Source organism: uncultured Rothia sp. (assembly GCF_937976295.1).
GTDB lineage: Bacteria > Actinomycetota > Actinomycetes > Actinomycetales > Micrococcaceae > Rothia.
This window is the reverse complement of sequence record NZ_CALJRY010000040.1, coordinates 1-12625: the sequence shown is the minus strand read 5'-3', so window position 1 is coordinate 12625 and position 12625 is coordinate 1. Positions and strand designations below refer to the sequence as shown.

At 61.8% G+C, this 12625-nt stretch carries 8 protein-coding genes and 1 pseudogene; all 9 read right to left on the bottom strand.

Going from position 1 to position 12625, the window contains the following annotated elements:
- A pseudogene (locus Q0216_RS01090) lies at positions 1 to 1121 on the bottom strand (hypothetical protein); the annotation flags it as partial.
- Positions 1122 to 1224: 103 nt separating this feature from the next.
- Positions 1225 to 4122, bottom strand: coding sequence for an endonuclease (locus Q0216_RS01085; protein WP_298592235.1), 2898 nt, complete (start codon positions 4120 to 4122; stop codon positions 1225 to 1227).
- A 91-nt stretch (positions 4123 to 4213) separates the two neighbouring features.
- Positions 4214 to 6985, bottom strand: coding sequence for a DUF6493 family protein (locus tag Q0216_RS01080; RefSeq protein ID WP_298592233.1), 2772 nt, complete (start codon positions 6983 to 6985; stop codon positions 4214 to 4216).
- Between the two features lie 69 nt (positions 6986 to 7054).
- Positions 7055 to 8464, bottom strand: coding sequence for an SWIM zinc finger family protein (locus Q0216_RS01075; protein WP_049349690.1), 1410 nt, complete (start codon positions 8462 to 8464; stop codon positions 7055 to 7057).
- 190 nt (positions 8465 to 8654) lie between these two features.
- A complete protein-coding gene (gene secG / locus Q0216_RS01070; RefSeq protein ID WP_012903590.1) occupies positions 8655 to 8912 on the bottom strand; it encodes a preprotein translocase subunit SecG in 258 nt (85 codons plus the stop codon).
- A 107-nt stretch (positions 8913 to 9019) separates the two neighbouring features.
- Positions 9020 to 9484, bottom strand: coding sequence for a hypothetical protein (locus Q0216_RS01065; protein WP_298592230.1), 465 nt, complete (start codon positions 9482 to 9484; stop codon positions 9020 to 9022).
- A 236-nt stretch (positions 9485 to 9720) separates the two neighbouring features.
- Positions 9721 to 10497, bottom strand: a complete 777-nt coding sequence (gene tpiA, locus Q0216_RS01060) for a triose-phosphate isomerase (protein ID WP_070819644.1) — start codon at positions 10495 to 10497, stop codon at positions 9721 to 9723.
- Positions 10498 to 10756: 259 nt separating this feature from the next.
- The gene (locus Q0216_RS01055) at positions 10757 to 11608 is read right to left on the bottom strand and encodes a DUF6318 family protein (protein WP_298592226.1); all 852 of its coding nucleotides are present in this window, start codon (positions 11606 to 11608) and stop codon (positions 10757 to 10759) included.
- A gap of 16 nt (positions 11609 to 11624) precedes the next feature.
- Entirely contained in the window at positions 11625 to 12215 is a 591-nt protein-coding gene (locus Q0216_RS01050) for a DUF6318 family protein (protein ID WP_298592224.1), read from the bottom strand.
- Positions 12216 to 12625 lie beyond the last annotated feature (410 nt).

The window sequence follows — 12625 nt, the reverse complement described above, 5'->3', positions numbered from 1 at the left end:
GCGAGGTAGCGCAATTGGTCGCAAACGTCATGCCAGGTACGGCTCAGGTAACGACGCAGATGCTTCTGAAAAGCGGGACTGAATTCAATGATTCGCCCCTCCTGATGCGCCCGGTGCAGGTAGCTCAGCAGCGCCGGGATGCGGCGGACAGACTGCTCCCTCTCGTTGAGGTGGTAGAGGGCGAACAGTAACTCTTCGCAGTCCCGGTCGTTGCGAATAGCATCCCGGGTAGCTTCGGAGGCGCGCCCAGCCTGCGGCGCCGCGTTGAGGGCAGCATTCAGCTCAGAGGCCGAGAACCCAAGGGCAGGGACATCCGGGATCTGCACGCTACGGGGCTGCTGATCTGATGCAGGCTGGGTGGAGGCGGGCTGAGTCGAACTAGGCTGTGCTGGCGCAGTGCCGAGGCACAGCTTCCGGGCGCGGTCCTTGAGTTCCAGAGGAAGAACCTCCACAGCATCCTGCGCATAGCCAGAGACCTCAGCAGCACACCCCGGAACCGCACGAACACACAACTCAAGCACCTTCAAACCGGCGGTCATCAGCTTCTTCTCACGCCGGAACAGCAACTGCGCGGCGGCTGGTAGTGCCTCCGCCACCAAGGTTTGAAGCCCACCAGCAGTCAACGGCACCTGACCGGCAGGAACAGAACCGCCAGAGGGCGCGCAAACCTGCAGAACACTCTGCAACATCTGCGCGCCCACAGCAGCCGTGGTTGCCACCGGCGAAGCCAACAACGCCGGAATCAGCGCACCGTGCCGAGCATAGGATTGCGCCTGAGCCGACAAAGCCTGCTTACGTTCAGCACCGCGCAACCCCTTCGGAACCGCCGTCAGAGCCTCAAAGGCACGCGAGAAAACGCGGGCGTTCTGCGGCGCATAATCACGCAGCAACGCCTGAACGCACTCCTCCTCAATCCGGGCGCGATACTGCGGAAAATGCTCCGCCAAATACACCAGCAAATCATGACCGCAAATAGTCAGCTGCGCATCATAAATAAGCCAGACCGCGAGACCATTCGAGGGCAAGGCGCCCTCCACGGTAAACAGCGCCCAGACTTTTTCCCAGTGTTCCGGATGCTCCCTGAAAAACTCGGCAATCACCTCATCGTCCATAGAGCGCATGGAACGTCCCGGAACTACACGCCACAGGAAATTCTGCAGGTATTCGGCACTCCACGCAGGCGCCGCGGGATGCACACTTTCAGACACCGTATTAGGCACAGTATTAGGCACCGCTCTCACCCAGTAGCGCAAGCGCGGCTTCGCGGGCAGCAAGCGCCTCCTCGGTCTCGCGGGCAGGCACGGCGGCTAGGGCACGCAGTGCCTTCGCCAGCACCGTGGATCCCTTCATCTTCGGCTCCAGCTCGGCGGGAACCTCAACCGGCGTGCCATACAGCTCGGCAAGCTCAACCGCCAGGCGCACATAGTCGCCGCCCTTCGTCAGCCCACCAACCATCGGTAGTAGCAGGCGCAGAACCTGCAGCACACGCCAACCCGCCAGCGGGCTAATAGCCGACACCTCACGCAGGGTCGCCACCAGGCGGTTCGGAAGGGCCATCCCGTCCTCCAACGCCCACTTCAGGGTCTCTGCGAAGGTGGATGCATCCAGCAGGCCCGCCTCAAAGAGTGCCGCAATGGCTTCTGCCGCCGCCAGACGGTACTCGGGGTTCTTCGCGCTCGCCACGTAGCCGAGCAGGGTGCAGGTCGGGGCGCCCACCTGCACGGTGGACTCCCTGAGCGCGCGCATCAGCACGGGGACGGGGGTGACGGTCTTCTCCTCAACGCACTCCGAAGCGGCAAACAGGAAGTATGCAGAGAGCAGGTCCGGGTTGTTCTGAAGCAGCCAGGACGCCCATTCGGTAAGCGCCGTCATGAAGTCGCCCTGCCAGCCGTACGATTCAGAAGCATTCGGCAAAAAGGTGAAGGGAATGAACGCGGTGTTCAGTACCTCGTAGGCGATGGTCTCCTCGGGGCTCATGCTAGCGGTTGCGTGGCTCAGCGCCTCGCGCGCCTCATCCACGGTATCCGTGATATCGCTCTCGACCTGCCACATCGGTTCATGACGAACAAAGTCGGCGGCAACAAATTTTCCGGTGGGTTCTCCCGCTTGGCTAGCTTTACGGTATTCCTCAACCTTGCTGTCATTAAGGCCGGAATAGTAGACGCTCCAGGGGATATCCAGGGCAGAAACAGTGCGATAAGTCCAGTCGCTGTAGGTAAGCTGACGGGCAGGTAGTGGTGCGCTCAGCAGGCGCACCGTGCGACCTTCTGTGTGGTACTCTCCCCCGGCGGCGACGGCACGCATCTGCTCGCGGAAGATCTTGTAGAGGTCACGGTAGCCTTCTAGCGACGTGTAGCCAGGGTCCCAGAGGTGGTGCTTATTCTGGACGACCAGGCGCACCATCTCTTCTGTAGAAATGAGCTTGCTATGGTCGCTGGAGCGCCGCCATATCAGCTGGCTACGTTCAAAACGCTGCATGATCGAAGCCATTTCGGAAATTTCCTCAGACTTGTATCCCGCGGCCTCGGCGTTAGCTTCCAATACCGCTCGGAGAACAGGCATGTAAGCGACGTTGTTGTAGCTGTAATGGTCAGCAATTTTGCGCAGGGTACGAAGCTGCTGCTGTTCCGCCGGTGCCAGCTTGTCGGTCGCGGCAAAGTGGTAGAGGCGCGCCAGGTTCTCTCCCCTAGTGCGGGGAGATTCGTCTCCGGTAATTCGACCCGAGGTGGTGTTCGACTCTTCCGTAATGAGGGTGCAGAACTCTTCCAAATTTGCGATGGATGCGACGGGTTCTCGGTGCTCAACGCCGGGCAACAGCACCGGCGGTACCTCTACGGAGGCGCCTGCCACCTCCGCTTCTTCCGCCTGGGGTAGGCGGTCTTCGGGTAGGCAGGCTTCCGCGGCGCCGCGCAGTTCCAGGGGTAGCACCTCGTAGGCTTCGAGGACGCGGTCAGCAACATAGTTGGCGAGCGCCAGCTGCTCGGCGGTTTGCGCTTTCTTGCGCTTGGCTTTGCTCACGCCGGCGTATTGGGTGGCGATGAGCTTGAGCAGGCGCAGGGCGCCGCGCTGAATCTTCTTTTCGGTGCGGTAGAGGTTCGCGCCGAGCGCGTCGATGAGCTGTTCCAGCTCGACCTGTCCTAGCGGTGCCAGCTCTGCGTTTTCGTTCTTCTGCAGGGCGGCGGGTGCGCAGGCTTTGAGGAGGTTCTGCAGCATGGTCTGGGCGAATCCGACCGATGCGCTGGGCTCTGCGGTGAGGACAGCCATGAGCTGCCCGAAGCGTGCCCGGTTTTCTGCGTCGGTGGGCTGCAGGTCAGTGTAGACGGAGTGGAACACTGCCGAGTTGAAGGCACTGAAATCGCTGGTCAGGCCGCGTAGCAGGGCGTTCAGAATCTCGTCGCGAATGTCGAAGTATTCGCCCATGAGGCGGCAGAGTTCCGCGCTTTCGCCCATGTAGTTGCCGTACCCCTTGAAGAGCACCCCTTCGGTGCGGAAGACCGCCCAGAATTCCTGGTCGAGCAGGGTCATGTCACGGGTGAAGAAGGTTTTGAGCTGGGCGTGATTACTGGTGTTGCCCTTCTTCACCCAGGGCAGGGCTTCGTGCAGGAAAAGGATCAGGTATTCGGGGGCATCGCAGCTCAGGTTTCGGGCGCGAAGCAGCATGTAGCAGGTTTCCCAAATCTTCTTCGAACGCGCCCAAGAGTTCGGGAGACCCTCAATAAAACGCAGAATCCACTCGTCGGGGCGTTCGGTGGCGCCGAGCAGGAACGCGTCAATCAGCTGCTGGTCGGGTTTCCCCTCCCAGAGCAGGGTACGCATGGTGCGACCGGCGGAGCGATGGTATTCCCAGGGGTCGCCGTCGGGGGTGTGCACGAGCGCCCCGGCAACGTAGGCGGCGAGCGGGGTGCGGTTAATGTGGTCGCTACCGATCACGCTCTTGGGGGTGAGGGTTCGGGCGAGGGAGGCACGCTCCTCCTCGGTAGCGCCGCTGATAACGGCGTGGTATTCCTGCACGTCAGTTGATTCTGCCGCCATGAGGGCTTTGAGGGCGGCACGGCGCTCTTCGAGGGTGCGCTCACCTGCGCTGTGCTCGTTAGGGTTATGCGGCTGGGCGGTATCAGTCATCGGTACCTGCTTTCGGAGTTGATGGTGAATGGTCGTAAAGAGTCGAACGGAAGTGTTGAACGGCAGCGTTGAACGGGCACAGGTTGAGCGGTTAGCCCTGCACCTGCTTGAGGATATTCCGGGCGTACCGCGCCTTCTGCGAAGAACCGGTCAGCGAACCCAACCAGGCACGCAACGGCTCATCCACGAGCTGTGCACGGGTGGCAGGGTCGAGAGTCGCCAACGCCTGGCTGAAGGCGCCCAGCAGTTTACCGAGCGAGTTCGCCCCGGTATCCAGGTGCGGTATGAGGCGCGCGAAGAAGCGCACCGCCGCCCGCGCATCCAGCTGGGCGAAGTCGGTGAGGGCGAGCGCCCAACGGTTCAGCATCGCCAGCGGCACAAAGTCCACGAAGCCTACCGTGGCGTCCTCAAGGCTGAGCTGATCGTCCAGCGCGCGGTGCATGATTTCCACGGCGAGGGAACGAATCTCGACGCGCTGCTCCGAGAAACCCGCGGCGAACACGAAAGCACAGGCGGGACCCCACACGCCGGGGTGCGCCGCCAAAGCCAGGTAGAGCCCGCGGTCGAAGGCGCTGTGGTCCAAGATGTACCAGTTGCTACTAGCGCAGTAGAAAGCCAGCGGTTCTGCCCGCGAGGGGTAGAGCAGGGCGTACTGTCCTTCTTCGTCGTGGTGGGCGGTGGCGAGGCCACGGAAAGCGTTCAGCTCGGGGGTGGAAGCGCCGTCCTTCACCCCGTTCAGCTGAAGGCCCCAGCTTTTTTCCCTCTGGGTTACCGTGATGGATTCCAGGTAGGGGTTGACGCGCCCGGTGGCGAGGGTGCCGTCGAGTGCGGAGCGGAGCACACGAATCTGGGTAGGAGCAGAGCGCGGAGCGTCCTGCCCAGCGTTCTTCACGTATTGCTCTTCGAGGCTTTCAAGCAGGGTCAGCGCCTCAGCGCGGCGGCTCTGCGCCTCCTGCCGCTGCTTATCGGTAGCGTACGGAGGCAGCACCTCAGGCACACGCACACGCAGTAGCGCCGCCGTGAAATCCGGGCGCAGGATGGGGGCTCCATCAGCCAGGTTCTTGGCGTACCGGCGCACCAGGGTATCCGGATGCACCCACCCGCCAAACAGTTCAGGGGTGGCAAGCGGCGTGTAGCTCTGCCTGCTCTTCAGCGCGCCGAGGGTCTCCTTGAATCCGGTGCTGAAGAACGCGGCGTGGCGGGAGTACATGTGGTGCAGGTTCGGCACCGTACCGGGGTCTTCCCTCTGGGTCATCTCCGATGCCTGCTCGCGCTCACGCAGCTTCCCGGCGGCGGCTAGAACCGTCAAATGCGCGCGCATGTCGAACCATTCCAGACCCCAGTGGTTCAGCTTTTTCAGGCAGAGGGGAACAAGCTGTTCGAGCAGGTTCGGGCTCTGCGCGATGCCGTCGGCACTGAGCAGGTAGGCGGTGAGCAGCTCCAGCTCCAGTTCGCATCCGGCGTGCGTTTCGGGCTGGTCTGCTTCGTTGAGCGTGTCGGGGGTGGCACAGGGCGCGACCTGGTGGTGCAGGAGCGCACGGGCGCGTTCTTGCACGTCGGATGCGGTAACGGGGCGCACGGGGGTGTCCCAGTACCGGTGGATTACGGCGCGGGAGGCGGCGAGCGCCTCCGCGGCGGCGGCCTCAATGTCAGCAGTTTCAGTGAGGGCGGCGTCTTCCTCACCGCTCCCCCGGCTATTCTCCGGGCTGTATCCATCTTCGAGCAGCGGCGAGCCATCTTCCTGAATCTGCGCCACAACAAGCGGATCCAGCTGGGAACGGTAGTCGCGGTAGAGTTCACGGGCACGCTCGGCGAACACGATAGTCTCGGCTCTCGCATCGTCTGCGGCGCCCGCCTGAACCCATTCTTCGAGGTGCGTGAGGGCGGCGGCTTGAACCTGCGAGTGGGTGTGGCTGAGCGCCATGACCACCGCGTCTTCGCAGGCGGCAGTGTCGAGGGTGCCCGCCCGGTACAGCGCCTGGAGCATGGTCAGGGCTTTAAGTGCGTTTGCTTTGGTTCCGGCGCATACGGCGGGTGCCGCGTAGGCGAAGGCGGTGGCATCCAGCGCCTGCGGGTTTTTGGTCCAGAGGCGGTGAATATGCTGCACGCCAAGGGTTACGCTCGGGCCGATGGGTGAGGAGAAAAGCGTCAGAAATTCGCTCTGACGTGCCGCGATTTCTCCGGCGGTGAGTTTGAGACCGGTGACCAGGCGTGAGAACCAGCCAACCCGGTACGCCGGAAAGTCGCTCATGAGGGAGCTCAGGAGCGCGTCAATGAGGCGGTCACGGCTAATCAGCCCGGTTTCGGTGGCTTCGATGAGGGCGCAGGACCAGCCGGGGTTGTTGGCCTTCTGCCCGGGCTTGTAGGAGTCGCGCTGGGTGAGGGATACGTCCCGGTTACCTTCGACGGCGAGCATACCCCAGATGAGCTCTTCACGCAGTTGCTTATCTTCACGCAGCAGCGGAAAGATCAGCTCACGGTCGCAGTTGATGAGGGCGGTGTAGTATTCCTCGTTGTGTTCGAGGCGCGCCCCGCCGTAGAGTTCGGCAAGTCGCATGGAGGCAGCACCCGAGAACCAACCTGTCTCAATATAAGCTTTGACGCGGTCCTGGGTGACGGTTCCGGGCGTGTTTTTGCCGAGCTGGGAGCCGTATGGGGTGGTGACAATATCGAAGTACTGCCAGCGGCGGTAAATCTGTTCGAGGGTTCCACCGACCGCCAGGATGTTGGCGAGGTTGCGGTTGAAGTGCATGATGTCGCTCCAGGTTTTTTGCTGCCTGGTGAGCGGGTAAATAACTTCGCCGGGGAGCGGCTCGGTGATGACCCCTTCGGGGAAGGTGTGCGTTTCGGGGCGTTTGCTCATGGTGATCTTTCGTGAAGAAGCTGAGGGGAACTCTCGCGGCGTCGTCTTTTAGTGCAGTACGTGGTGTGTCTAGCCCGCGGCGTGTTCGCGGTAGAGAATACTGACCGCCAACGCGTGCTTGCAGGGGCCGCGCGTACCGCGGTACTTCAACCACCAGGGGCAGGAGCAGAGGTACCCCTCCACAGCGTACGGGTCGGCGGGCAGCACCACGGTGTACGTGTTCGCGCCGCTGCGCACGCTGTACTCACCGGTGCCGTGCTCCCCCGCCCCGACCCGCTCAATAGCGCCGGAGTCGGCAAGCTTTTTCGCGCCGACCAGGCGCGGGTGCATGGCGGTCAGCGCCTCCGGATGCACGGGCAGCGGGCGGTGGAAATACTCGCCAGCATGCGCGTCAAAACCAACCTGACCGGAGGAAGCCAGCAGGGCGAGGGCGTCGCGGGTTGCCGCCTCGTCCAGACCGGCGCGGGCAGACATGACGGGCACATCGATGCGCGGCTCGAAGGAGAGCAGCACGCTGAGCATGTCCGCGTTCTGGGCGGTGTTCGGGTTAGACAGCGCCTGCAGCACGGATCCCTCACCGGAGAACCCGCGTGACTTTTCGGGGCTTAGACCAATGCTCAGGCGTGCGCCGGGCAGGTGCGCCACCCACACGCTGGGCACGGGCGCGTTACCGGCGGTCACGGGCTCACTGTATGCGTCCAGGCGCTGAATGTGGCGGATGAGCGGCTCAAGCACGCGCAGACGTTCGGGGCCCGCCACGCATACTGATCCGGCGGTGGCGCGGGTGGCAAGGCGCAGGGAACGCACGGCGCGGGTCGCCCACAGCACCGCCTTGGTGCTGGAGTTACGCGGCAGGGAGTGGATGAAGGTTCGGGCGGCGGCAGCGTCCAGGCTGTGCACGGGGCTCATGCGGGATGAGAGCATCTGCGTTTCTGCAAAGCCTTTGAGCCAGCGGATGGGCAGCGGCACTTTTTCTTCCATGACGGAGCCGTCAAGGGTGGTGGTGAGCAGCCCGTCGTCGCCGACGTTCAGGTGGATGGGCTCCCCCGCCCGCAGGGAGGCGAGCGCGGCACGCAGCGGCGGGTTGACGTCTACATTGGTGACGCCTACGGCGCTGTGGCTGGCGTCGAGTGCGCTGGAGTCAACGTCGAGGCGCGCGTACACTCCGCAGCAGGCGCTGAAGGATTCGAAGCGTAGGCCTTCGGCGGTGCTGGTGACGACGGGGTCTGCGGCGCGTAGCGCTCCGGCGAGGGAGCTGGGCGGCACGTAGAAGCGGGTGCGGGCGACCCTGGCGACGACCAGTAGTGCGGTGGCGTAGACGTCTGCTCGTTCGAGGAACCCGGAGAAGAAGTACGGATGGGAGGCGGCACCTTCGGGGGTACTGCCGCCGCTGGTGGCGAGGCTGAGCGCGCGGGAGTCGGCACCGTCGATGAGGGCTGACGGGGCGGTGTACGTGTAGTCGAGGGTGTAGGCGCTCATGGCTTCTTTGCCTTTCGTATGTGGTGTATACGTCCTATCATGCCGTAAAGATTCGCGCCCCGCTACCGCTTTCGTCATTGCCGTTTGGTGCATAAAAAATCCCCGGCATTCTCGGTTGAGAAGTGCCGGGGAGAAGCTTTATTTGCTCACCCACTCAGGGGTGGGCGTGGGCTCTGATGAGAGGCTCTGACTAGACGACGATCTGGCCGTTAAAGCGCAGGGCCAGGCCGTACAGGACCACTGCGATAACCCAGATGACAATCACGGTGACGGTCAGGCGGATCAGGTTCTTTGACGCCATACCGGAGGAGTTCAGGGAGTTGGTCATACCGCCGCCAAACATGTCGGAGAGGCCGCCGCCCTGACCGCGGTTGAGCAGCACAAGCATCACTGCGATCACGCTGGTGATGGCGATGATGACCATGAGTACGTTCATGATGACGTCCATGGGGACCTTCCTTCGTTGTCTTCTGGTGGGGTGCCTGGGCTGCGGGCGCAGACAGACGGGTTTAACTATACGCTACCGCCGCCATTCGGTCACGTTGAGGCGGCTTTTTACGCGGCGCGGGTGCTGCGGCGCTGGTATTCGCTGGGGGTCAGCTGCAGGGCTGCGGGGCGGTCGGTGAGCACACGCTGGGCGGTGAGTTCGTCGCCTTCGGTGTCGTAGGCGCGCACGTATCCGCCGTCGATGAGGTAGTAGGTGAACTGCTGCGCGGCTGCCCAGTAGGCGCCTCCTTCAGCGTAGAAGCCCTGGTCTACCCAGTCGCGCAGGGTGAGGGTCACGGGGATTTCGGGTGAGGAGGTGCGGCTGTAGAGCTGGTCGAGGAATGCTTCTCGGCGGCTCTCAAAGTACTGGTATTCGGGCGAGGGTTCCTGGTACTCTGCGCCGCCTGCGTAGCCGATGCTGCCGCCGTCATTGCCGGGTAGGCGCGGGGCACTCACTTTGCGGTTGCGCAGGTAGCTGTAGAGGATCATGCCGACGAGGGCTGCGATGACCAGGGAGAATCCAAAGCTGAACATGCCGTTAAGTGTACGGGGCGAGCCGCTGGGTTGGGGTATTCTGGGCGGGTTTTGCGGTTAGGGGCGAACGCGCCCGGCTCCACAGCTGGCTCATACACCAGCCTCTTACGGCTGACTCATGCACCCGCCCCTTGCCCCAGCCGCTTGCCCGGTGGCGGTTAAATGGTTCAGCGCCCGGTCGGGTGGGTACCCGCCGGGCGCTGTAACGCTATGAGACGCTGTGGTGCGTCGGGGTTTTATGCGTCGAAGCGTGCGATTGCTGCGAACTCGTCAGCCTGCAGGGATGCGCCGCCGACGAGCACGCCGTCCACGTCTTCCTTGCCCATGATGGAGGGTGCGGAGGAGGACTTGACGGAGCCGCCGTAGAGGACGCGGACCTTCTCTGCAACGTCTGCGGAGTAGAGCTTAGCGATTTCTGCGCGGATTGCTGCGGACATTTCCTGTGCGTCGTCTGCGGTTGCGACCTTGCCGGTGCCGATTGCCCAGACGGGCTCGTATGCGATGACGAGGGTTTCTGCCTGTTCTGCGGTCAGACCTGCGATGGAGCCGCGCAGCTGCTCGAGGGTGTACTCGACGTGGGTGCCTGCTTCGCGGATTTCGAGGGGCTCACCGACGCAGAGGACGGGGGTCAGGCCGTGCTTGTACGCTACCTGGACCTTTGCTGCGCACAGCTCGTCGCTTTCGTGGTGGTAGGTGCGGCGCTCGGAGTGGCCGACGAGCACGAAGGTTGCGCCGAGCTTGGAGAGGAATGCGCCGGAGATTTCGCCGGTGTATGCGCCGGAGTCGTGGACGGAGAGGTCCTGGCCGCCGTAGAGGATGTCCAGCTTGTCGCCTTCGACGAGGGTCTGCACGGAGCGGATGTCGGTGAAGGGCGGGAAGACGGCTACTTCGGTTGCGGAGAAGTTGAAGTTTGCGTCGTCGAGGGTCCATGCGAGCTTCTGGACGAGGGTGACTGCCTCTGCGTGGTTGAGGTTCATCTTCCAGTTGCCTGCGATGAGGGGCTTACGCGACATAGTTCGCTCCTTAGCTTTCCCGCGCGGTATGCCGTGCGGGGTTGTTGTTCGGAATTTTCCTTTTCTATTTTAGAGGGTTGGCGGCATATTTTCACTGGTTCGGCGCGGTTTTATGCTCCACGTTGACTATTCTCACCCCGCGTTCACCGCTTTCTTTCAACCCTTGCCATTTTGCGGGTTCTGTTGCCATTTAAACGGGTGCAGGGGAAGCCTCATAGTGGCTTCCCCTGCGGATGCACTTCCTCGGTTTTGGAGAAAGCTATAGCTGCCCGAATCCTCGCGGGTAGATCGGCTCGTAGGTGTTACGGTTACTGTAGCCGTCGCGGTCGACCACAATCACCCACTGCCCACGCAGATGCTCCACAGCCAGCGAGAAACGCCCCAGGTACCTCAAATATTTGCGGATATCCTGCTTCTCACCCGTCTCAGTCACATAAAATGCAAGGTCCGTAGCCTTAGTCGTGTACAGGGTGCTCACCAGAATAGTTCGGCTCGTATTTTTAGCCTTTTCACCCGCAACAAGATTATCGACAACATTGGCACTCAGCACATTCTTATCAGCCGAGATAACCCACCCGCGCTTCTCCCTGTACAGGCGAAGAATATCGGGGTGTAGAACCTTTTCCGGGTCCGTGACCTTAGATAGAGGCTCCGTATCACCCGTGTGGTAGAAGTAATTCATCGACGCAAAGAAGTACGCCAAGAATGCGTACAAGCCGCCGCGGTCGTAGTTATCCATTCCGGGCTGCTGAATAGGGTACGGCACGTTCTGAGCCGCCTGCGCCTCCGTGGCAGGAATGAAACGCCCCTTACGTTCAAACGCCGTGTAGACCAGCGGCCCGGAGGAAGGCCCCATGGTGATCAGCGCATCGTACTTCTCCGTGGGTTCTTGGCGCACAAACTCCTGATCCCGCTTCTTATCGGCCTGGGACTCTGAACCAATCTCATTGAGCAGTTTGTTACCCCAGCCAAAAGCTATCGCGACGAGGGCGGCGCCAGCGAACACGCCAGCCCGTATAAACTTGACGCGAGATATCACACGCCTCATGTACGCTCGTTGCTCGTTATACCCGGGTCCGCCGTATCCTGGTCCACCAAAGTTACTCGTCATGTTGCTCTCCCCTCCCCTAGCTCCAACTATTTTCTGAAATGAATTGGACGGGCCTCCACTCATTCGTGAATTGTGTGCGTAGAGTCCCGTGTATTGCGCCGTCACGGATTAGGCCGCGCGTATCGAAATCGGTGATGGGGTGCACCTGGTTCGTGTCTTTGCGGTACACCTGAACTTCGGGAAGAATATCGAACCGCACATTCCATTCCACAATTTTTAGCGTCTCGTCAATGAGGCGCGGCTGCCCCTCCAGCAGGTTCATGGTCAGAATCTGGGGGTTAGGAGTAATAACCCAGCCCCTGCCCTCTTCGTAGAGGTCCTGAATGGTGGGGAAGAACATTTCTTCGCTGATATTGTCCATCCTCAGAACTGCAGGTTCGGAGGCGAGAATCATGTAGTTTTGGCAGGCGTAGTAGTAGCCCAGGTAGGGGCGCAGGTTTGACACCTTGTAAGCACTCGACGTGTACCTCACCCCGGGGGCGGGTGCTGAGTAGGCGGGGTGGTCCCGGTTTGCGGGCGTGTAGGGCCCGATCACGTGGTCGGCAACATACGGGTATGTTCCGGTGTAGTCTTTTTCGTCAAACAGCATTTGACTGTATGTGGTCATTCTTTCCCTCCCTGGATTCCGTATTCACAAGCTGTCGAGTTCATGAGCCGCCAAGTTTGCAAGCTGCCGAGGCGGTTCTGGGCTGCTCGCGGCGGCTAGGTTCAGCGCCTGGGCGTCTTCGCCCGTCCGCCTTTGTTTGTACGTCTTCGCTTGTCTGTATTTGTTTGCCTGTTGAGGTGCGTACGCTCCCCGCTTCACTTCCCCGCGGCCATCTTGAGGTTGCCGACCGGGGTCCTCTATATTTCCAGTCTATTAGAGCTAGTCCCCTGCGTCCCCGATACAAGCTGTACGTTGCAGAATCCACAGCATATAGCCAGGAAACAGTATGTAAACACCCACAAGGCTAACTTACCGGGCATGCAGAAACCCCCGCCGGAACGGTACCGAAATACCGCCCCGACGGGGGTTCC